The 22,076-nt window shown below is 40.4% G+C and carries 22 protein-coding genes, 2 pseudogenes and 2 other annotated features; of the genes and pseudogenes, 5 read left to right on the forward strand and 19 right to left on the reverse strand.

The window, feature by feature from the left end:
• Positions 1-38: 38 nt before the first annotated feature.
• The 14 genes and pseudogenes from B9Z54_RS07585 to B9Z54_RS07655 all read right to left on the reverse strand — a co-directional run bounded on the left by B9Z54_RS07585 (position 39) and on the right by B9Z54_RS07655 (position 9,982).
• On the reverse strand, positions 39-335 hold the full coding sequence (locus B9Z54_RS07585) for a rhodanese-like domain-containing protein (protein ID WP_113927820.1): 297 nt from the start codon (positions 333-335) through the stop codon (positions 39-41).
• 76 nt (positions 336-411) lie between these two features.
• Entirely contained in the window at positions 412-765 is a 354-nt protein-coding gene (locus B9Z54_RS07590) for a rhodanese-like domain-containing protein (protein ID WP_187444384.1), read from the reverse strand.
• A 24-nt stretch (positions 766-789) separates the two neighbouring features.
• Positions 790-1,293 carry a DsrE/DsrF/DrsH-like family protein gene (locus B9Z54_RS07595; RefSeq protein WP_113927822.1) on the reverse strand — a complete coding sequence of 168 codons (504 nt, stop codon included), beginning with the start codon at positions 1,291-1,293 and terminating at the stop codon, positions 790-792.
• A gap of 42 nt (positions 1,294-1,335) precedes the next feature.
• Positions 1,336-1,563 (reverse strand): sulfurtransferase TusA family protein, encoded by a 228-nt coding sequence (locus B9Z54_RS07600; protein ID WP_113927823.1) that lies wholly within the window; start codon positions 1,561-1,563, stop codon positions 1,336-1,338.
• 83 nt (positions 1,564-1,646) lie between these two features.
• On the reverse strand, positions 1,647-1,907 hold the full coding sequence (locus tag B9Z54_RS07605) for a metal-sensitive transcriptional regulator (RefSeq protein WP_113927824.1): 261 nt from the start codon (positions 1,905-1,907) through the stop codon (positions 1,647-1,649).
• Positions 1,897-2,274: a rhodanese-like domain-containing protein gene (locus B9Z54_RS07610; RefSeq protein WP_113927825.1), complete on the reverse strand. Its 378-nt coding sequence runs from the start codon at positions 2,272-2,274 to the stop codon at positions 1,897-1,899. Before B9Z54_RS07610 ends, B9Z54_RS07605 begins: the two co-directional genes overlap by 11 nt.
• 531 nt (positions 2,275-2,805) lie before the next feature.
• The gene (locus tag B9Z54_RS07615; RefSeq protein ID WP_113927826.1) at positions 2,806-3,189 is read right to left on the reverse strand and encodes a DUF302 domain-containing protein; all 384 of its coding nucleotides are present in this window, start codon (positions 3,187-3,189) and stop codon (positions 2,806-2,808) included.
• Positions 3,190-3,226: 37 nt separating this feature from the next.
• The gene (locus B9Z54_RS07620; RefSeq protein ID WP_113927827.1) at positions 3,227-4,354 is read right to left on the reverse strand and encodes an MBL fold metallo-hydrolase; all 1,128 of its coding nucleotides are present in this window, start codon (positions 4,352-4,354) and stop codon (positions 3,227-3,229) included.
• A gap of 402 nt (positions 4,355-4,756) precedes the next feature.
• A pseudogene (locus B9Z54_RS07625) lies at positions 4,757-5,695 on the reverse strand (NADP-dependent oxidoreductase).
• A gap of 133 nt (positions 5,696-5,828) precedes the next feature.
• Positions 5,829-7,001 (reverse strand): CHAD domain-containing protein, encoded by a 1,173-nt coding sequence (locus B9Z54_RS07630; RefSeq protein ID WP_113927828.1) that lies wholly within the window; start codon positions 6,999-7,001, stop codon positions 5,829-5,831.
• Between the two features lie 279 nt (positions 7,002-7,280).
• Positions 7,281-7,997, reverse strand: coding sequence for an SGNH/GDSL hydrolase family protein (locus B9Z54_RS07635; RefSeq protein ID WP_113927829.1), 717 nt, complete (start codon positions 7,995-7,997; stop codon positions 7,281-7,283).
• Between the two features lie 152 nt (positions 7,998-8,149).
• Complete coding sequence (locus B9Z54_RS07640; protein WP_113927830.1) at positions 8,150-8,503, reverse strand: VOC family protein; 354 nt, start codon at positions 8,501-8,503, stop codon at positions 8,150-8,152.
• A gap of 131 nt (positions 8,504-8,634) precedes the next feature.
• Positions 8,635-8,868, reverse strand: coding sequence for a hypothetical protein (locus B9Z54_RS07645; protein WP_113927831.1), 234 nt, complete (start codon positions 8,866-8,868; stop codon positions 8,635-8,637).
• 520 nt (positions 8,869-9,388) lie between these two features.
• Positions 9,389-9,982 carry a kinase gene (locus B9Z54_RS07655; protein ID WP_113927833.1) on the reverse strand — a complete coding sequence of 198 codons (594 nt, stop codon included), beginning with the start codon at positions 9,980-9,982 and terminating at the stop codon, positions 9,389-9,391.
• Between the two features lie 204 nt (positions 9,983-10,186).
• Between B9Z54_RS07655 and B9Z54_RS07660 the strand changes: the two genes are divergently transcribed.
• The gene (locus B9Z54_RS07660) at positions 10,187-10,387 is read left to right on the forward strand and encodes a hypothetical protein (RefSeq protein WP_113927834.1); all 201 of its coding nucleotides are present in this window, start codon (positions 10,187-10,189) and stop codon (positions 10,385-10,387) included.
• Positions 10,388-10,657, forward strand: coding sequence for an OsmC family protein (locus tag B9Z54_RS07665; protein WP_113927835.1), 270 nt, complete (start codon positions 10,388-10,390; stop codon positions 10,655-10,657).
• Between the two features lie 227 nt (positions 10,658-10,884).
• On the opposite strand, the gene B9Z54_RS07670 is transcribed toward B9Z54_RS07665, so the two are convergent.
• On the reverse strand, positions 10,885-12,060 hold the full coding sequence (locus B9Z54_RS07670) for a TraB/GumN family protein (RefSeq protein WP_113927836.1): 1,176 nt from the start codon (positions 12,058-12,060) through the stop codon (positions 10,885-10,887).
• 288 nt (positions 12,061-12,348) lie between these two features.
• Between B9Z54_RS07670 and B9Z54_RS07675 the strand changes: the two genes are divergently transcribed.
• Positions 12,349-13,347, forward strand: a complete 999-nt coding sequence (locus B9Z54_RS07675) for a DUF3231 family protein (protein ID WP_187444373.1) — start codon at positions 12,349-12,351, stop codon at positions 13,345-13,347.
• Positions 13,348-13,424: 77 nt separating this feature from the next.
• Here B9Z54_RS07675 and B9Z54_RS07680 read toward each other — a convergent pair whose 3' ends face one another.
• Both B9Z54_RS07680 and B9Z54_RS07685 read right to left on the reverse strand, forming a co-directional pair.
• Complete coding sequence (locus B9Z54_RS07680; protein ID WP_113927838.1) at positions 13,425-14,504, reverse strand: bifunctional 3-deoxy-7-phosphoheptulonate synthase/chorismate mutase; 1,080 nt, start codon at positions 14,502-14,504, stop codon at positions 13,425-13,427.
• A gap of 111 nt (positions 14,505-14,615) precedes the next feature.
• Positions 14,616-14,844: a binding site (T-box leader), on the reverse strand.
• A gap of 56 nt (positions 14,845-14,900) precedes the next feature.
• Positions 14,901-15,134 (reverse strand) — a binding site (T-box leader).
• 298 nt (positions 15,135-15,432) lie between these two features.
• Complete coding sequence (locus tag B9Z54_RS07685; RefSeq protein ID WP_113927839.1) at positions 15,433-16,758, reverse strand: hemolysin family protein; 1,326 nt, start codon at positions 16,756-16,758, stop codon at positions 15,433-15,435.
• A 271-nt stretch (positions 16,759-17,029) separates the two neighbouring features.
• Between B9Z54_RS07685 and B9Z54_RS07690 the strand changes: the two genes are divergently transcribed.
• Positions 17,030-17,464 carry a YndM family protein gene (locus B9Z54_RS07690; RefSeq protein ID WP_113927840.1) on the forward strand — a complete coding sequence of 145 codons (435 nt, stop codon included), beginning with the start codon at positions 17,030-17,032 and terminating at the stop codon, positions 17,462-17,464.
• Positions 17,465-17,485: 21 nt separating this feature from the next.
• Here B9Z54_RS07690 and B9Z54_RS07695 read toward each other — a convergent pair whose 3' ends face one another.
• Positions 17,486-18,046, reverse strand: coding sequence for a DUF4269 domain-containing protein (locus B9Z54_RS07695; protein WP_240189840.1), 561 nt, complete (start codon positions 18,044-18,046; stop codon positions 17,486-17,488).
• A gap of 323 nt (positions 18,047-18,369) precedes the next feature.
• On the opposite strand from B9Z54_RS07695, the gene B9Z54_RS07700 reads away from it, so the two are divergent.
• Complete coding sequence (locus tag B9Z54_RS07700) at positions 18,370-18,549, forward strand: hypothetical protein (protein ID WP_113927841.1); 180 nt, start codon at positions 18,370-18,372, stop codon at positions 18,547-18,549.
• Between the two features lie 95 nt (positions 18,550-18,644).
• Here the strand turns inward: B9Z54_RS07700 and B9Z54_RS07705 are convergent.
• Positions 18,645-21,800: pseudogene (locus tag B9Z54_RS07705) on the reverse strand (DEAD/DEAH box helicase).
• Positions 21,801-22,076 lie beyond the last annotated feature (276 nt).

Genomic DNA, 22,076 nt, shown 5'->3' on the forward strand with positions numbered 1-22,076 from the left:
ATTTAATACTCCGAGGGGTATTATTTTTGTTAAAAAAATTATTCTGTTTTGCCTTCCCAAGCCAGCATGCCGCCATTCATATTGGTCACCTTGTAGCCTTGACTTTCTAAAAATTGACATGCGCGACCGCTTCTTCCGCCTGAACGGCAAACCATGATGTACTCCTGCGATTTATCTAACTCACTCATTCGAAATTCAACTAATCCTAATGGAATATTGACAGCTCCAGGGATTTTTCCATCGGCCACTTCATCCGTTTCACGTACATCAATGATATTGGCCGGTTTACCTTCATTTACAATCGATTCAAGTTCTTTAGGTGTGATTTCTCTCATATTAAAACTCCTCCCTGTTAGCTCTTTTCCTATAGCACATGCTGGGGAAAAGAGCATGAAACTAGCGAATAGGTTATTATTTAGACCAGGCGCTCATGCCGCCTTTTACATTGGCAACTTTATTGAAACCTTTTTTTCTCAATAGCTTGGCCGCTTTGTTGCTTCTTGTGCCGCTTTGGCAGATCAGCACTATTTCCTTATTAGAAGTTAGTTCTTTAGTGTTGTAAGGAAGTTCATACAAAGGGATGTTTTTAAATTCTTTTATACTTCTTTTGTTAAATTCACCTTTTGTACGTACATCTATGAACATTTTATCTTTATCCTGCAGTTCATTTTCCAGATCAGCTGTAGTGATGTGCCGTACACCTCTGGCTGGCATAAGACGCATAATAATGATGATGACTAAAATACCGACAAGGATATACCTCATGTACTCCAAGTTATTGCCCCCTTATTAGATGAACAGGTTAACGTTTCCGTCTTCTGCATCCGCTAAATATGCCGCAACCCCAGCATACTCGATATTATCTAATAACTCTTCTTTTTGCAAACCAAGAAGATCCATTGTCATCGTGCAAGATACCAATTTAACATCCTGTTCTTGAGCCATTTCAATCAAAGCTGGAAGTGACATGGCATTGTGTTTCTTCATGACACCCTTAATCATCTTAGGTCCCATGCCGGCAAAGTTCATATTGGAAAGCCCCATCTTATCTGCGCCTCTTGGCATCATCTTACCGAACATCTTTTCCATGAAACCTTTTTTCACTTGAATATTTTCATCTTTGCGGAGTGCGTTCAATCCCCAGAAAGTATGGAAGATGGTTACTTCATGATCATAAGCCGCAGCTCCGTTTGCAATGATGTAAGCAGCCATGGCTTTATCATAATCTCCACTGAATAATACTATGGTTGTTCTTTTTTGTCTGACATTTTTTCTCCTCCAGTTATATTCTATATTTACCCCTACCCACAGGGGTATTATTGAAATGAAAAATTTTTATCCTTTTTTAATCCAAAAAGTAAAGATATCACTTTCTTCTTTATGATCCAGCATCTCGTGCCCGCTTGATTTAGCCCAGGCAGTTAAGTCGTTCTTAGCTCCTTTATCCGTTGTAAGAACTTCAAGAACTTGACCTGTTTCAATTTCATTCATAGCCTTCTTGGTTTTTACGATTGGCATCGGACAAGCCAATCCCTTTGCATCTAATACTTTATCTGCATTCATTTTCATTCCTCCAAATATTTTAATTTTAATTACCCATAGGGGTATATTACTATGTGAAAAAAAGGATGTCAACCCCTTATGCTTTATCTGCTTTTAACAAGCAGGTTGACAGCCTCTTTGATCATCTCGTCAGATTTCTCTCCGCGCTTCTCTGCTTCTAGAACACATTCAACGAGATTGGAACTCACAATCACTCCGACTGTTCTGTCTACTGCAGAACGGACAGCGGATAATTGAGTAATGACTTCTTTACAGTCTTTGTTCTCTTCCATCATCTTCAAAACGCCTCTTAATTGGCCTTCCATCCGCTTTACGCGATTTTTGACCCCATCGTTATATTCCATAACAATACCCCTTTCCTTTATTCTGTTTTGGCGGAGATTGTTTTTCAGTCAATGTATAACCAGTTACCTCATACCCTTTTCTTTTAAGCATCCTGATGCTCATGTTTTTTTCAAGCGAAGAGGATGCAGCGATATGAATACGGGTGGATGTAAGATCGTCCCAGTTTCTTTCCATATATGCTACTGGTAAGTTAATAGCCCGTGGTATAGGACTGGCAGATGACTGGTTATAATCCCGAACGTCTAATATGAGAATCGATTCCGCTGATGGCAGTTCAGTACTGCACTGAACTCCTTTAACGGGAAAGTATCTATTATATAGTGCAATTAATATGCTGCTTATTACTATGATAATCAATAATAACATTTTCTTACCACCCTTATCAATTTATAAGGAATTATCTTGTTTACATCACCTATTATATACCCCTATAGGTATAATGTCAACCTTGTTTCTGCCCATAGTCATAACACTCTTTGGATGTTCGGGATAATACTGATGGACTTTTTGCTAATATAGCTAAGCCCTTTATGAAGTATGTTAAAAAAGGTAAACACCCTGCTAGGAAGGGAAAGCCTTGCGTGAAGAAATGTATTATAAAACAAAACACCCTGCTAAAATAGCATAACACCCTGTGAAGCAAGGTGATTAAGAGGAAAACACCCTGCTAAATGGCAGAGCCTCCGTAAAGCATAGTAATAGGAAACTAATGATCCAGGAGTACGGTAAATGCTTCGATTCCAATGCCTAAGTCGTCTCGTTGAGCAATCATATTATTTCACTGCCGCAACATTAACACATCAAGATAAGCATTACCAATAACAGTGCCTGCAGAATAGATGAGGATTATAGAAAAGGATGAACCCCTGTGGATTCATCCTATAAGTTTCTTCTTTCTTAAATGCTATTTTTCATACATCCTATTAGGCGGTCTTCGATATCTTTTGCAAATTCTTTCATCTTTTCATCATTCAGCATGGAGATAAGTGAAGTTGGCTTAGGCATGCCAATCTTTGTTTCTCCATTTTCTTCATAGACGACCATTTTACATGGAAGAAAGTAGCCGGCCATCGTATTTTCGTTCAGTACTCTTTGAGCTTCTTTTGGATTGCAGACTTCCAGGACTTTAAACTCTTTTTCAAACTCTAGTCCTTTTTCCTGGAGCTTCTCCTTAATATCAAAGGTCCAGAGCACCCCGAATTGTTCTTCCTTCAGGCTGGTTTCAAGGCTTTGGACTGCCTCATCGATGGTTTTCTGGGTTGAAAGGGTATAATCAAACATGTATATTCTCTCCTCTTTATTGGAATTTGACCAGTCTTTATCTGACTGCACAGCGGTTAGGCCCTGTTTCCATAATGGTCTGTTTTTCTTCGTCGGGACTTTCTTTCCCCATATTGGTTTTACGGATCTCTTCATAAGAGTTAGGCTGCGGCGGGAGGTTTTCAGATACCGTTTTCCTGAATTCTTCCTCACTTTCTATATTAAGTCCATGGTTTTCCTGATAGAGGGTACCGAGCTTTTTAGAAATGCTTCCATCGTCATTCATCTCATTGACTCCAGTATAATGCGCAGGCAGAACAATTAAATCATCAGCAAGGTTTTTATAGCGGCGGTAAAGGGTTGTACGCAAATCTTCAACCCAATCTTCCGCTTTTCCTGCCAAGTCAGGCCGGCCGATCGAATCGATGAAAAGGATATCCCCTGTCAATAAATAGTGGTCATCGATGATGAATGAAGTACTTCCGATGGTATGCCCCGGCGAGTATAAAGCTTCAATGATTGAATATCCCACCTCATATCGGTCTCCGTCTTTGACCGCCTTATAAGAAAACTGCACTTCTTCTGCATCTTCCTGGGGCAGATAGTACTCCGCTTTGTTATTTTCAGCGAGCTCTCTCCCTCCTGAGATATGATCGGCATGTAAGTGGGTATCAAGCACACGGGTCAATTTGACATCATTTTCACTCAACACTTTTCTATATGGTTCAGTAATCCGGGCAGCATCGATGATAGCCGCTTCCCCATTGGATTGAATTAAGTACGACAAGCACCCTTTGCCGATCCGTACAAACTGATGTAGTGTTCCTCCCTCCTTCAGGTCTGCGATCTTAATTGGCTCCAGATGTTCGCTCCAGGCACTCATTCCTCCTTCAATTGAGATAACATCTGTGTATCCTGCATCTGCAATTTCCTTCGCTGCCTTAACAGAGGAATTCCCCTTTGCACAGATCACATGAATTTCCTGAGACTTAGGCAGCTTATCGAGGAATGGATCAATGCCTTTTTCTTTGATTTCTGAGAAAGGTGCATTGATAATATCCACCTTTCTTCCTTCTACCTTCCAATCATCAAAAGCATCGGTGTCTCTAACATCAACGATAAAAACTCTTTCTTTGCTTATAACTTTATGTGCTAATTCTTTAGCTGATATGTTCTTTACAGTCATTAATGTGCCTCCTTTTGTTAAGTCCTTCAATATTCCCTTACCCCTATCGGTATTATTTACACTTCTTTTTTAAAAGTTTAAGTCTGCTTATATTGTGTATTGGTTAGGGGTCCTATTCTTGTCGGTTCTTCTAAAATGATAAGGTTGCTGCCTTGCCATATATCTCAGTCAAACACCATCTTTATGGAGCAATATTGAAAAAATGGACACTATTATATGTGTAAAAAGATATGGTTTCAAAGGGTAGACCTTAGATGGCGGGTGGAAGATTTGATCTGCTGTAAAGGCAATTATCGCTATCCTTACCAAAAAGCTTTCTGGAAGAGAACACCTCTTTTTGTTCTTCTGCTAATTCCTTACATGAAAAAAAGCGAAAGAAGCCTTTCGCTTTTTAACCTCTTATTATTCTTTTACAGTGATGACTATTTTTCCACGGGCATGATGAGTTTCACTTAAAGCATGCGCTTCCTGAAGTCCCTCTGCACTAAAAGGAAATCTTTTTCCAATTACAGGTTTTAAATTACCTGAAGAGTAAGCGTCCGCCAGCTTCTGTAATTACTCCCCATTAGGATCGAGCCAGACAAAGCCGGCATTAACTTTCGCTTTCTTTGCTTCTTCTTCATCAGGGGGTGAGACAATGGAAACCAGTTTACCGTTTTCTTTCAGCACCAGGTAACTGTTTGACTGGACTTCGCCGCCAATAGAATCCAATACAAGGTCTACGTCTGACAAAACTTCACTAAACTCTTCCTCTTTATAGTTGATTATACGATCTGCGCCAAGTGATGTGAGAAAATCAATATTCTTTTCGCTGGCTGTCGTAATGACCTCTGCTCCAAAACTTTTTGCAATTTGGATAGCAAATATCCCTACACCACCGGCTCCAGCATGAATGAGCACTTTATCTCCCTGTTGAATTTTCCCGGAATCTACAAGGCATTGCCAAGCTGTCAGTCCTGCAAGCGGGATTGACGCTGCTTCCTCGAAGCTCATCTCTTCAAGCATTTTAGCCAGAAGATGGGAATCGACTGCTGTATATTCCGCATAGGTGCCTCTGTTAGTGGTTGCGGGCCTTGCGAAAACACGGTCTCCCTTTTTGAAACCAGACACATTTTTCCCGGTTTCCGCTATAATTCCTGCTGCGTCCCATCCAAGAATAATGGGGAACTTAAAGGGCAGCATTTCTTTCAAATATCCTTCTCTCAGTTTCCAATCGATTGGGTTAATTGATGTGGCGTGGATTTCCACCAGTACCTGGTCATCTCCTATAGCTGGAACTTCCAACTCTCTTTCTTGCAGGACCTCTTTCCCGCCGTATTGATCTATTACGATAGCTTTCATCATGCAGCCTCCTTATATGCCCGTTATTTATTTGATACTGTAGCTTTCCTCAATTAGTTACTATTCAATCATAAGTGATAGAGAACTATTCCAATTCCACCTACTTACACAATGAAAATAAGGGATGCTCACATCATAGTCTTACTTGCTTTACCAGCTTTTTTAAATTTTGATTGAGCTGCTTTCTTATCTTTGGAAACTCGTTTTCATTAACATCGACCTGCTCACTTAATCGATTTGTTTCATTCAGCCAGTCTCGCAGGTCAATGATATCTCCGTACTCTTTTTGGAATTTTTTATAGTGCTTAGCTTTCTTTGAGTAGTCTTTTGTCTCAATAAGATCGAGGAAACTGTAGATATATCTCAGCTTTTTCGCCTTTTTTCGGACACTGTGAAGTGCATTCAGCCCTTTATCCGACTTTTTATCTTTAATTCCCTTATATTCTTTCACCCGCTCATTAAAATCCTCTTCATATTGACTGGCAGCTGTCTCTGTATCCAGCCTGATGATATAATCCTCTAATTCATCCCGTAAAAAGGCTTCCCACAATAGTATAAATTCATCATCAATTATTTTGGGCAGTTGCTGCTGCAATTTCTTGCGGTGTTTTTCTCTTTCTACTATGGCTTCTTGGGCGAAGTTTTTGTAAACATCCATGTATTGGCCGGTTTCGGCTTCTTTTTCAAATGCCTCAATGAATACATCGTCCTCTCTTACTTCTCCTAAGAAATCGTGTGCTTCTTTCAAACGTTTATTTAATGGATGCTCCTTTTTCATTCCAATGAATCTAAGAAGTGTACGCAGTCTTCGCCCTTTCGTTCTTGCTTTGTGGACGTTTTCTGAACCTGCCGAGGTAATGGCTGCTTCACAGTATCCCTTGTACTTTTTAAAGAGTTTATCAAGGACTATGGACCACTTTTCAAATACAGCTTTGGTCCCGGTTTTAATACAGTCCTCACAAACAAGTGTTTTCTTTACTGAAAGAAGTGCCTGGTTGCTGCCGCATATGACACAGGAGGGTGCACTCCCTTGCAGAACGCCCTCTTCCCCTTGCAGGTAAAGACCGACTACTGTGCCGGTCTCCCATTCCAGTTTCTTCAAATATTCAGGAGGAAGGGCCAGGCGTCCGCTTTCATCAAGGGGCACCTTCTTGCCTCGCCCTGTACTTCCGAACTTTATTAAGTGACTCTTATTATCAATTCTCATAACCAAGTAATCTTCAAGATTCAAAGCTTTTCTTACATCAACAGGGAAAACGATCCGTCCCATGTCGTCAATAGTTCTGGTGACTGATATAATATTCATTATCAGACTTCCCTTCTTGTACGTGATACAAATCCTTTCCCTATAGTCCAATATAAAAAACTAACATTATTTCAGGCCTTATCCATTTCTTGAGTGTAGATGATTCCTTTTGCGCTCCTAATGTTTAACCACGAATTATTTTAAAACTTCTGCTTTTGACAAAAAAGCATTCCAGCCGATTGTCTCGGCTGAAATGCTTTATTTAAGTCAATTGAAATCCTTCTATTCATCCACCCCGGTTTATTCGAGCTTTCTGGACTACAAGAAAATTATTCTATTTCAGCTTAATAGTGACGTCGAAAGCTTCTTCTCTTCATTTGCCCACTTCTCAATATTACGGTAGATTTCCTCGCTGAGTACTTTATAACCGGCTGCAGTTAAATGAATGCCATCGTCACTAATGTAGTCAACCAGGTTTCCAGCTTTTTTGAGTGCAGACCTGACATCTACTTTAAGAGTGCTGCATTCCTCTGCCAGTTTGTTTAAATTCCGGTTGTAGAGGCCATGCCAATAGTCGATGCCGCCGACTTCACTGATCCAGTGGCTGATGGAAGGGCTGTACCTGCCTGAAATATTTTTATAATACCTGACAGGATCCAAAGGCGGGAGAGTCGCGATCACGGGAGTAATTCCATGCTCCTTAAGATTCGTGATGATGCTCTTTATATTATCTATGTATTGATTCATCGGTACAATCGCTTTATGTTCTTCCCAAGGCTTTTCGGCAACTTCATTCCATTTGAAGTTACAGTCATTTCCCCCGATTTCAATGATCACATATTGAGGATTTTCATTGATTACGTCCTTTTCGAGTCGTTCCAAGAGATGGTGGGAATTATCATTAAATACACCTTTATTAATGACAGATACTTCTTTATTGTTTTCGGAAAATAATTGTTGAAGGGCATTAGGGTAATTTTCTTTCAAGATACGAAGCCTGCCTTTTACAAAGGAAACCCCGCGTGTCAAGCTGTCACCAAAGCAAACGATTTTCATTATTGACACCCTCTTATACTAGTAAAATAAGTTTTTATTATTTTACCATAAATTATCAGGATGTCTTTAAATATTGCTCAGGAAAGGCAGCCTATTATAAGTAAAACTTGGTATGCTTTTGAAAAGTATTCTTCTGCAAAGTCTAAGGCCTTTTAACACTGACAGATCATTAAGTTGTTGCCATCTGGGTCTTGGAAGGTAAAGTAATGCTCATGCTGGATTTCTGATTCCAGTTTAACACCTTTTTCCTTCATGTATTGGTAGGCTTCAACGATATTTTCCGTATTAATATGAAAGGGTGAAATTTTATAGGTGTTCTCCCTGGAATAGATTTTGCTGTCCAATATAATATCTGTACCTTCCATCGGCAAGGTGTAAAGGTGTCCAAACATTAAATCGCCATCAGCGGGAAATCCAAAAATGTCACAATACCAATCACGTGCTTTTTCTATATCACTTACAGGGATGAAAATTACCCCGATTTTTCTCGTCAGCGGGTTTTTCAAAATACATTCCTCCTCACTTTACTCCTACCGTCTCTATTCGCCAGTCACAGCTATTTTCCTCCAGAGATTTATACTGGAAGTTCTTTAGTTTTTGTAATAAAAAACCCGGGCAGCACCCGGGTATAGGAGAGTCAGCGTTTATTGAATTTATTGTCCGGTGCTATTTCATTGGCAAATTCAGCCATTGCCTGCTGGAGCATACTCATATTCCTGTTCTTCATGAGCCCTCCCTGAACTATGCCGGATGAGTGGGTATTCGTCCGTCTGCGATTCAAGCCATACGCAGCTGCACTCATTCCGAGGCTGAGAATGGAGCTCCACATCATTCTTCTGTTCATACCTTTTCTTCGGCCAAACAAATTCATAAAGGAAGATCTCCTGCGGCTGAAAAGCCTTGACAACAAATTATTCAAACGAAACACCTCTTCGTATAGAATGGGAAAGAACCAATGGCTCTTTCCAGGATTAGTATCCTCGTATCACAGAAGGCATATAGCTGGAAAATTTTTTCGGTTTTTAAAATATACTTCCAGTGCCTTTATAATCTAGTCTTCTTGCTCAAGAGGAATACGATAGTGGTCACATTCCAATGATGTTTCGAATAAATCGATTCCATCGTTTCTTTAAAATATCATCCGCACAGGAAAGCTTACCGCTCTGATTAAAAAGCATTTTATTGCCAACGAAGTCCTCCTTAACAAATACTGGATAGCTGTCTTGTTGAACATTTACCTGCTCTTGATTATAGTGACAAAACCGCAAAATCTTCCATCACCTGTTCCTATATCTTCTGCTTCCAAGACCTTTTAACCTATGGTGTCCGCGAATGAGGAAGAATATCAATATGCTTAATGATAATGATGACAGACTAAAAAAGGAAATCGTCTATAATTGCAATACTAAATCTGCCTTCTGTTTAGGGGATACAGCCTTCAAGTAAAAATCTTCCGCCTTCCAATACCTGTTGCGGAATTTATCTGGATTTTTTTGTGTTTGCTCGCTTTCTCTTTGAAATCTTATTTCTTTAGGGCAGTCCAAAAATACCGTAAAATCCAAAAACCCCCTCCATTCCTGTCGCTGAAGAAATACTCCTTCAACTATAATGACACATTCTTCAGGCAGATAAATCGATTGCTGTGTGTGTGAATCCAAGGTACCATCATAGAAGTGGAGGTTCAATGTTTTTGAAAAATGAAGTTTTTTAAAGAAATTCTGCCGGATTGAGTGCAGATCCCATTGCAGAAAGTAATACTCAAACCACTCATCGCGACCGGTATTATACCTTTTCTTTTTCTCGACGATATGATCATCGATATGGAAAACGGTGTGGGGTATATTCTCTTTCTCCAGCTCTTGGCAAAGGTTTTCGGTTAAAGTCGTTTTGCCAGACCTGCTCAGTCCGTCGATAGCAAGTATGAAGCGTTTTGCATTTTTATTTTCTTTGACCGCTTTTATCAGCTGTTGAAGATGATCTTCCAACCTATCTCCCTCCTCAGTTTCTGGATATTTTCAAGGTTATATCACAAAATAAAATGATTATTCCGCTTTTTCGGAAATTTAAGAAGCTCCTCCGAAAATTATTCGGAGTTACCTCACTAATCGAATGTTCTGTTGTGCTGCAGTACAACTTGTTTGCACTGTTTTCTTGGAACCGTTATCCTGTTTAGAAAGGTGGTGGTACAAATGGGGAAACCAGAAGAATTGACTGAAATAACTATTATTCAAAAGGACACACCAAATAAGATTCGAGAAGCTTATATAGGTGAGTTCGAGGAACCTGTTGTATTTGGTGTACACGGAGGAGTCAAAAAGTTTTATGGCGTGGAACCCGAAGTGGAGTATCCATCCACTCTGGATCACATTGTTGCCGCAGCAGGCGGCTGACTGGTCGGGACCTTATCAGGCGCGCTGGAGGCGCGTAAAATACCAACGTCACCGGACTTGGTCTCTGCCAAAGTTCAAGGTGTGATTGAAGCTCCAGAAGGAGTTTTGAAAATCACTGCAATCAACTGCCGATATTATTTAAAAGTGCCGGAAGGAAAACGTGATGCTGCCGAACGGGCATTATCTGTTTTCGAAAGAGGATGTCCTGTTGCACAGACGCTGAAAGGCGCCATTGATTTTGATCATTCGTGGGAAATTGAAGAGTATTAAAAGCACATATTCCGTAGTCTTGGTTTTAATTAAGAAAATCAAAAAGAAAACGCCTATCTCACTTGGATGATAGGCGTTTTTGATTTGCAGCTTTACATGTGAGTCTGTTTGAAGCCCCTCTTTTAAATGCAGTCTGTCTTATGCATTAAAAGTTTGCAATTAATTCGGCATCTTATCAATGAATAAACCAGATTACATTAGAAATTCTTGTCCATTTTTGTTGAAGTTTACAGGTTTTCTAAAAATACCCTTATGACATCTGCCCCGCCGATGAAAGTTCCTAGTGAGCTTCCCAGGTTGGCAAGTACAACAATCAATAATACCCTGGTGACTTTGTTGTTCCAAAAGCCTTTTACACTTAAAACGTCTTCTGGCAGTGTCTCAAAGTCGTTGACATTCGGACGGCGGAAGTAAGCTTGGACGAATCCGGCGAACCAGCCTGCTGCAAGAAGCGGATTCAAAGAGGTGATAGGAGCAACCACGAATGCTGTCAGTATTGCAAGCGGATGACCCAGCCCAATCGCTGTCCCTAATGCAGAGAAAGAACCGTTCCAAAGGACCCAGCTGATTGTCTGCTGAATTCCAGCAGAAGGATTGCTGATAAAAGTATAAGCAATTACAGCAAGGATGAGAAAAGGTATGGTCCAGCCGATGACTTTGGGCACTTTGGACTTTGGAGGACGTTGATTTAAAAGCTCCAAATCATGCTCCTTTTTGATTTCTTCTTTAATGCCTGGTACATGGGCTGCACCCAAGACGGCGACAATTTTCTTCCCTGGTGCGTCTTTAATTTTCTGAGCTAAATATTGATCCCGCTCGTCAATTAAAGGCTTTTTCAAACGAGGGAAATGTTCTGTGAAGTCAGCCAGCATACTGTCGAGCATGTCCTGCTGTTTAATTTTCTCAAGTTCTTCTTCGGTAATGGTATCATTCGAGAAGATGCTATAAATGATTTGTGTCATCAATTTTCCTTTTCCGATGAACCCCACTCCGCTCCAGATACGGGCGAAGGTAATTTGGATGTTTCTGTCCGCGAGTACAAGTTCTGCTCCGGCTTCTTTCGCTGATTGTATGCCCTGTATCATTTCCTGCCCCGCATTGATGCCGAACTGTTTGGCCATTCTTTTTTGAAAGGAAGAAATCGCAAGGTTCATTAATAACAAGGAAGCCTTGCCTTCTTTGATCACCTTGAAGATATCCATCTCTTTCCACTTGTTCCCGTCCATTATCGATTGGTAGCGGGGTTCGTCCAATTCTACACACACAGCATCCGGCTGTTCTCTTTCTATGACCTCTTTAACCTGTTCGGCGCTTTTTTTGGAAACATGGGCTGTGCCGATCAGGATGAATTCTTTTCCATCCATATGCAGCCTGGTGATGTTCTGTTCATTTTCAATAGACATAAGTTACCTTCCTTTGTGCTCAATTAATCAATATAAGATTACTCACCATCATTCAAGCTTTAAGCTGGTTGATGTATCAAGGTATGTATGGATAATGCATCTTTTGCGTAGAAGAACATAACTATAGTTTACCATTTTTGAAGCAGAAATGGATTAGTACTTTGACAAACATATTAAATTCAATGATGGTTTTATAGAAATTCCCTTTTATATGCATAAACTTCCTTAAATAGACAAACTTTAAGAGGAAGCTAAAGTGGTGCGAACAATGAAAAAGGATGGATGCAAATGACTGAGAAAGCAATCAGTTCCAGTGAACTGGCAACCTTATGGATGACTTATCAGCAGAAAACCATGATCCAAAGAATATTGGAATATTTCATTGAAGCTGCAGAGGATGAGCAGGCTAAAGAAATTCTTCAGGATACTCACAGCCAAGTGCTGGGTTATTTAGACCGTATCACCAACATCCTTAAAGAGGAAGGTGCGGTCATCCCCGTTGGATTTACGGAAAAGGATGTTTATAAAGGAGTTCCTAAATTATTTGATCATAACTTTGATATCATGTTTTTACGAGTTTTAAAAGAAATAAGCATGGGGCTTCACACTCTCCATCTAAGCATGTCTTACCGGAAGGATCTGATACTTCTCTATAAAGAATTAACGGGATTTACGCAAAGTGTCTATGACAAATGTGTGGATTATCTTCAGGAACAGGATGTCCTGCCAAGTGCTCCATCTGTGACCATGCCCACTGTGGTTGAGTTCGCCGAAAGTCCCAATTATATGTCGGGATTTAACCTGTTCTCAGAAAAAAGAGCTTTGAATACCGTAGAAGTATCCTATCTTTATTTTGCCATAGAAACGAATATTTTTGGCATGCAGCTGATGACCGGATTTGCACAAGTTGCGAATGAACCTGAAGTCAAGAAGTACTTTATTAAAGGAAAAGAACTTTCCAAAAAAATTATCAGTGATTTCACTCAGGTATTAATCGAGAGTGACATTCAGGCACCCTCTACTTGGGGAGCGAAAGCAACTGATTCCAAGGTTCCTCCTTTCTCGGATAAACTGATGATGTACTGCACCAGCCTTTTCTGCAATTTCGGCCTGGGAAGCAATGCAATTGGCACTGCCTTCAGTTTAAGAAGCGATCTCCCTTTAAAACTGGCGGATAAAGCAAAAGATATTCTGACATACGGACAGGATGGCGGTAAGATCATGGCAAAAAACGGCTGGTTGGAACAACCTCCCAGCATGGAAGATCGAAACAAGTTAATGAAATAGAATAATGAACGTCCAGGTATCGTGGACGTTCATTTCCTTTTTAGCCAATTTAACTATTCGTTTGTCCTGAAAAGCGTTTAAGCGAGCCTACTTCTAAACTCAGTCAGTTTTTGAATGAAATCATTGAATTCCTCTATATTCATTTGCTGTGCAGAGTCTGACAAAGCTATCGCCGGATCAGGGTGAACCTCCGCCATGACAGCGTCCGCGCCTATGGCCAAGGCGGCTCTGGCCGCCGGGAGCAGCAAGTCTTTTCTGCCTGTAGAATGGGTAACATCTACCACTACCGGAAGATGAGTTTCCTTTTTCAGAATTGGCACAGCTGAAATATCGAGCGTGTTTCTCGTCGCCTTTTCAAATGTTCTGATGCCTCGTTCACATAGAATGATTTCCTTGTTTCCTTCCGAGTAGATGTATTCAGCTGCATGAATGAACTCCTCTATGGTCGCCGATAATCCTCGTTTCAGCATAACAGGTTTATTCACTCTTCCAACGGTTTTGAGTAATTCAAAGTTCTGCATGTTCCTGGCCCCGATTTGGATGACATCCACATATTTTAATGCCTCTTCCACATCCTGCGGACTTAAGATTTCGCTTACGACCGAAAGACCTTCCTCATCAGCCACCCTCTTTAAAATTTTCAAGCCTTCCACACCCAGACCCTGAAAATCGTATGGAGATGTTCTTGGTTTAAAAGCTCCACCCCGTAATAACGTAATACCTTGCTTCTTCATAGCGATAGCCACTTCCTTCACTTGCTCATAACTCTCTACCGCGCATGGTCCCATGATAAAGTTCTGAACTCCATTTCCTATTATTGTTCCGTTAATGTTGACAACTGTATCCTCCGGGTGGTCTTTCCGGGAAACTAATAATGCTTTTCGATGGTCATCTTCCTGAAGCTCAAGGCTTGCTTTGAATATTTCTTTAAAGATATGGACGATAGTGGAAGACTCAAAAGGGCCGTCGTGGTGCTTCAAAAGCATATCAAGCGACTCCCTCTCTCTAACTGGGTCAAAGCGGTTCACTCCTTCTTTTTTGCTTCTGCCTATTTCTTTGACGATTTCTGCTCTTTGATTCAGAAGGTCGAGCAGCTGTATATTGATATCATCAATCTTATGACGAAGTTCCATAAGTCCTGTGCCTGTTGTGTTCATTTCCATTCCTCCAGTTTTTAATAATTGTTGTTTTTCTCCTCAAGCATTGCTGCCATGAAAAAGGCGCCCTTCTTTAACCTGAAAAAATAAAAATCCCTGCCGTAACAATACGACAGGGACGAATGACTCGCGGTACCACCCTCATTGTGAATAAACCTGTTCACCACTTTGATGCGGATAACGGCCGTTTAACCGTCTCTTCCTTCATGAAATCAGCTAATTCACTACGAAAAAGAAGCTCCAGAATTGTAATTCATGCTTATCTTTGACTGATTTACACTGCCATCAGCTCTCTGTACAGGGAGATAAGACACTACTGTGATACTTTCATTGCCGGATATTGAATTGTTAAATAGTACTCTGAAAAATCAAAAAGTCCCCACTGATTGTATAATCAGCAGGGACGAATTATCGCGGTACCACCCATGTTGTGAAGACAAATCTTCACCACTCAAAATGTTTTTAACGATCGTCAGACCGTCTTTTCCTTCACGAAGCCGCTAATGCTTTCGCTGCGAAAAAGAAGCTCCAGGACTGTAATTCATACTTCACCTATGGCTGATTCCCACCACCATCAGCTCTCTAAAACAGGGAGATAAAGTACTACTCGGTTCCCTTCAATGCTTTTGGATAAAATATTTTTCCGAAAATTAAGGCTTTCCGGTATTATATGGTGTTTCCCCTTTGAATGTCAATACTAATTAAGAAATTATTAATTTTGAATTGAATGTACCTATAAATAAAAGGCTTTTCAACTACTGCAGGGGAGAATTGACTATGATATTTGAGATGCTAACGGTGAGTGGAGCAGTTTTTGCTTCAAAAACTGAAATCAATGGCGTTTAAGCAGAGTCTATACAGCATGAAATCTTCCACAATAAGAGATGATGCAGTAAAAAGTGAATTTACAAGAAAAACCAGCCTCTGCTTACTGCAAAGGCTGGTTGAGCAGCTTATTCTTTTTTACTTCTAAATAGTGAATTTGATGGCCTTCGCCTTCCTGAACTTGAAAGATATACCCCTGCTCTGTAAGGATATCATCCCTTGTCTCCTCGTCTTTGAATCGTTCGGATAAGAACCATCCGCCGATTGTATCGATGTCATCGTAGCCAATCTCGGTTCCAAGAAGTTGATTTACATCCCTAAGGGGCAGTTTGGCTGCCAAAATATAGTGGTTTTCAGAGATTTTTCTGATATCGGATATTTCATTCTCATCAAATTCATCTCTTATTTCTCCAACTATTTCTTCTATGATGTCTTCAATCGTCACCAAGCCTGAAGTTCCACCGTATTCATCCAATAGAATGGCCAAATGCGTTCTTTCTTTCTGCATTTTAACAAGGAGGTCATGAATGGGAATGGTTTCGATTACTTGAATGACCGGGCTTATGAATTCATCTATTTTGATGATTCTATCTGATTTTAAATCAGTTATATCGGAAGTGATCAGCTGTTTGATATTCAGGAACCCGATAACATTATCTTTATCTCCATCAACAACCGGGTAGCGGGTAAAAGTCTCCGTCGAAATGGTTTTCCAGACATCCTCAAATGTTTGATTTTTATCTATAGCTGCCATTTCTGTCCGGGGGACCATGATTTCTTTTGCTACCCTTTCATCAAATTCAAAGATATTGTTTACATAATTTAATTCATTTTTATTGATTTCGCCACTATTATAGCTTTGGGAAAGCAAAATTCTTAGTTCTTCTTCCGAGTGGGCCAGCTCATGTTCAGAGGCTGGCTTAAGTCCAAATAATCCAACCAAAAGCCTTGCTGAACCATTCAAGAACCAGATAAATGGATACATAATACGGTAAAACCAAATTATCGGCGGTGAAAATAGCAGTGTGACTGCTTCCGCTTTTTGAATCGCGACAGTTTTAGGTGCGAGCTCCCCTACCACTACATGTAAAAAAGTAACAAGCGCAAACGCTATACCGAAGGAAAGGATATGGGTAAGAGACTCATTCAGTTCAAAGTAATCAAATAAAGGATGCAGTAACTTTTCTACAGTCGGTTCACCGAGCCAACCCAGCCCTAATGCAGTGATTGTTATGCCGAGCTGGCAGGCTGATAAGTACTCATCCAGGTGTGATATGACCCTCTTGGCTGATTGAGCCCCTTTTCTTCCTTCCGTTACCATATGATCAATCTTGGATGATCTGACTTTTACGATGGCAAATTCTGTGGCTACAAAAAATCCAGTTAATGCTATTAAAAGAATGATGAGAAAAATATTTAAAGTTGTCAAATGGTTGTCTTACACTGTAAGACATTCACCTCCTGAAATATAATTTGCTTCAATGTATTTATCTCCTTTTTCTTATAGAGTATTATTATCCTCCCTTTACAAAGTTAAACTATATCCGAGCCTTTTACATAGCATTCCTTATTCCAGTCCAAGTATGATGATAAAAAAATTTCTTCCTGGTCCCTTCGCGCCGCAAGGCAAAGTTTCTTAAGAAGATGTATGCGTCGGGAGCATTTGCGCAACAATAAGCATAAAAAGGAGTTAATCCTAAGTGAAACATGTAAATGTACTATTCATTAAGTTTGCGGTTAGCGTGGTAGTCTTTTGGATTAGTTTGGATTTGTTTTTCGAAGCGACCTTTATCGATATACTCTCGTTTAGTTTACTGATAACGGTCGTATCTTATTTTGTAGGCGATCAAATACTGCTCCCCCGAATTGGGAAAATGAACGCAGTCATCACAGATTTCTTCCTCACGTATTTAGTTGTGTGGATTTTTGGGGGGATTTTGTTTGACAGTTATCTTCAGGTTGCTTGGGGAAGTATAATATCCGCTCTTCTCATAGCATCTTCTGAAATGTTTGTTCATTCTTATATCATCAAAAATATCGCTTCTGAAATTCGTAAAAACAGACCTGCCTTCAATCGAACTTTCGCATATGAATTTGCTGAAGAACAAAATCCCGAACCCGATAAAGAAAAGTAACAGAAAGAACCTGAATCCTTTTCATTCAGGTTCTTTAAGTGGAAGAGGAGACCTTAATAACCCGCACTCAATACCATAAAGTTTGAGCCCTTCATAAGGGTCTCCTTTTATTTCTAGAAGGTCACAGAAAGCTTGTTCGGTATTTAAACCATTATGTTTCAGGACTATAATCTTAGATTTAAGATCAGGAGTGGTTTGCAGAATCCCATGCTCAATCAGCATATGTAAATAGGCATTTTGCTTATAGACAGGGACTGCCTGGCCGAATAGCTCAAATTCATAACCTTTAAACTTGAAATTGGTCTTAGCCGTTTCTTCTCCCCTGATAGATGTTCTCTTAACACGAAAGGCTGTTTCTTTACTGTACAGCTGATTGATTCGTTTTTCGAAAAGATCCAAGTCATAAACTTCCAAAATGATGTCCAAATCAGATTCTGCTGTATCGATTCCAAGGGGAACTGTACCGCATAACACTGGCTGAAATTCTTTCATATCCTTTAAAATTCCCAGCTCCAATATGGCATTGTGAGCGTGCTGCTGTTTCTTGGTTCCATACTTCATCCTCTCGAAAAGAATATGCATCTCATTTCTTCCTTTCCTTGCTTATTTCTTGCGTCAGCTTTGAAGCCCAATTCATTATTTTCATATTCCTATTGATGTCTCCATCAATGGAGCGCGTCATTTCTTTTTTTTTTTGCTTTTTACACCAATTAAATTATGTCATTCACCTCTTCAAAAGGTTACATATTAGAATGATGAAAAGTCAAAAAAGCTTCATTCTTTATTTAAATTTTTACATATTTTCATAATAAGTACTCATAGTCATAAAATTTTAATACTTATATATTGATAAGGTATCCAACTAAGTATTATAATTAAATCAATCTTTTTCACGAGGTGGTTAAATGGAAAGTCACAGGAGTAAAAAAATTTCGAAACTTTATCGAAGGATCGTTACTTCTGATGAGACGAAAGCATTGCTGATCTATAATGGTTTGGACAGCAGCACGAAAGAGGAACTGCAGCAGTTGATGAAAGAGATTGGCACAGAAAATACCAAGAGTATACTGAACAAAATCAGCTGAAATAGCACTTACTTTTAAATGAATCTTATAAACTAAAGAACAAGCCTGAACTTCTGTTCAGGCTTGTTCTTTTTCTAATTCACGAACCATCTCGCTTAGATATTCAAAATTTCCTTGATATCTTCTTCTGTCAAGGCAGTTTCTTTTTCTCCTGGGAGTCAATCAATTCTTCGACCATATGCCTTTTTTTCTCCTGAAGTTCATTCATTTTTTCCTCTATGGTACCTCTTGCCACCAGTTTTATGACCTGGACCGTATTTTTCTGTCCCATGCGGTGAGCCCGGTCTGCTGCCTGTTCCTCCACCGCTGGATTCCACCAGGTGTCATATAAGATGACTGTGTCGGCACTGTGGAGATTCAGGCCTGTGCCGCCGGCTTTAAGGGAAATGAGGAACACGTCGCGTTCTCCATCATTATAACGGCTGCATAACTGAATTCTCTCTTGGGAAGGAGTGTTGCCGTCCAGATAAAAGAATGGCACTCCGCTTCCTGCCAGCTCTCTTCCAATTAGGTCCAGCATTCTTGTGAATTGAGAAAAAATCAGTACTCTCCTGGCGGATTCCTTGGAATCTTCTAAAATCGACAGCAGCTGTTGAAGTTTGGCAGAATCTCCTTTGTACCCTTCCACAAAGAGGCTTGGATGGCAGCAGATTTGCCGAAGGCGCGTTATCCCCGCCAATATTTTAATCTTGTTCTTTCTGAGCGTGTCTTTATCCAAATGCTTTAGAGTATCGTGCTTCAGTTTGGCCAGATAGGCAGCATAAAGCTTTTTTGTTCGGGAAGGAGTTCAATGGATTCTCTGCTCTCCATTTTGGCTGGAAGTTCAGCCAGCACATCTTCCTTAACTCTTCGAAGCATGAACGGTCCTATACGGCGGGCGATTGTTTTCCTTGTTAATTGACTATAATCCTTTAACCCCAGGAAAAGCTGGGGAAATACTACATGGTAGATGGACCATAATTCCTCAATGGAATTCTCGATTGGTGTCCCGGACAAGGCAAATCGATGAGCAGCATCAATTTTTTTTACAGCCCTGGCTGTCTGGGTAACAGGGTTCTTGAAGTTTTGTGCCTCATCAAAAAATACAACGGAGAAGGCTTTCTTTTCAAACCATTGTATATCCCTTCTAAGCAGTGGATAAGAGATGATGATGACATCTGTTTCTCTGAAATCTTTCTGAAGTGCCTGCCTTTGCTTTTTATTGCCGTCCAGAACTACTGCATGAATGGAAGGGGTGAATTTTCTAAACTCAGCTAGCCAATTATATGTCAATGAAGAAGGACAAACTATCAATGCTGGACTGTCATGCTCCCGGATTGCAGGAAGAATCGACTGGATAAATGCAATGCTCTGTATTGTTTTCCCGAGACCCATATCGTCAGCCAGTATACCCCCGAATCCATAATGGGCCAGCGTTTTCATCCATCGATATCCTTCTTTTTGATAATCTCTTAAAATCGCAGCCAAATTATCGGGAATCTCAAAAGAAAGAGAACCGGGCTGCCGCAGACTGGCTAATAACTCACGGAAAGATTTTTCGATTCTGAACACTTCGCTGGAGTCTATATGATCGAGGAGATCCAGGCATTGGTCCATAGGCAGGGCAAGCCCTTTGGCAAAGTCGATATGATCGGCTTGTGAATTTCTCAGGAAGCGCTGAATCTCTTGAATTTCCTTTGTTTCCAAAGAAAGAAGTGAACCACTCTGCAGCCGGTAATATTTCCGCTGCTCCTGTAAAGCGGATAGCAGCTCATGTACTTCCCTTTCAGGTATCCCATCCATATCGAACTTGAACTCCAGCCAGTTCATCCGGTCCCTTTTTACCTTAACTCGGATTTTTGGTGCTGTCTTTCTAGGGGCAAGTCGGTTTCTGACAGCAGTGGTAGCATATATTCCTGCAAGCTTTTTCAGCTTCGGTACCATGTAATACAGAAACTCATATTCCAGTTCTTCATTATGGAGAATGTACCCTCCCTCTGTTTTGGCGAAGGAGCTATCCTCCATGAGTGACAAGATCTCCTTTTCCTTCTCGGTGTCCCTCACCAGCATATGCCCCGTTGGCACTGCTTTTGCCTCAAGAGGGTTGATGACGATATTTTCATATTGAAATTCGAGCCCGGCGAGCAGCCTGTTTTTCACTCTATCGAGATACAGCTTGGCCACAAGTGGGGTTGTCATATATTTTTTCTAAGTGATCCACTAATCTCAACTGTTCCCAGTTTTTTTAAGTCGACAGCCACTTTTTCAAGAAAGTATCCTATCCGGCTTGGAGGTATCCGTATCTTGCTGGCTCCTGATCTCTCCAGCATAACTTTGATCTCAGCAAGCCTTGTGCAGTCTTCTAGTGGAAGCGGATATAGCTCTCCCTCACAGAACACCGCACTATATGAAAGGAACACAACCATCCATTGAAGGCCTCTTACCTTCAAGTAGTAGTTCCCTTCGTCATCATCAAACGTGAATTGAAGAGGAAGCAGGTTTTCCGAAATCGCAAGGCCGTTGAACAGTTGGCCGGCATCGTTGATGATGACATCCTCAGATCCCTGTAATAGTGGCTGAAGATACTGCCAGGACGTTGGGGGGATGAGCAGAAGCTCTTTCAGTTCCTGCTCTTGGGAATGTTCCTCTCTGTACACTTTTTCATCATGAACGACTCTTATAAGTTGTGTGATAACGTCATTGGTTTCTCTTGAAAAACAATAAACATGAGGGTCGTACATAAAATCTCTGGATATCTGATAGGTTTGCCCGTCTCTAACTCTTTTTAAAAAGGATCGAAAATCAGAGACCCGTCTGCGATTGATCATTAATTTAATAGAAAATAAGTATTGCCCGTCTGTTGTTCTAATTGGTTTTAAAGTGAATTCAACGTCCATCACACTTCTGGTTTCAAAGTGCCGTTTATGCCCGCTGGATTTCTTTTTATTCTCGAACAGGGTTAGAAATCCTTCTGAGAGATCATGTTCCCCGCTTTGTCTTTCTTTTAGGGCGATGAGCACAGCGGCAACGTGCTGGCATTCAAGGGTGAACGAGGAAAGTTTAGGGCAGGTGCAGGCTGTATGAATTTCTCCACTGGAGGTTCGGCTGATGGTTACATGGAAATCTTCCGAACTTTTCACAATTGCCTTGCAGGCAGCGTCATGATTTTCTGTTATTTCAACGGCATTTTTTTTAAAGTAAGCTTCCCCTCTTTTGAAGGAGACACTGCCGCATTTTTTTGTAATGATCTTGGTAGTCATTTTGATGTTCAATGGTTTTCTCCTTCCGTCAGAGAGGTCTTTGCTAAGAGCATTTTAACATATTTTATTGTGGTGCAAGGAAAAGAAGTTTCATTAAAAGAAGGTAAAAGCATTCGCAGCTTTATTAAATATTCTTATTCGGATTTAACTATGTAAAAAGAAGTGGACGAAATCATCAATTGATTTCGTCCGTTAGTGATAGATTCTTTTTCTATCTTGATATCTTCTGGTATGTAAGAAAAGAGCTGCTCAGCAATTTCTAAGAGGAAATCCTGCTAGTAAGGCAGG

Origin of the sequence: Bacillus sp. P14.5, assembly GCF_003316765.1 — a bacterium.
GTDB lineage: Bacteria > Bacillota > Bacilli > Bacillales > Bacillaceae_B > Rossellomorea.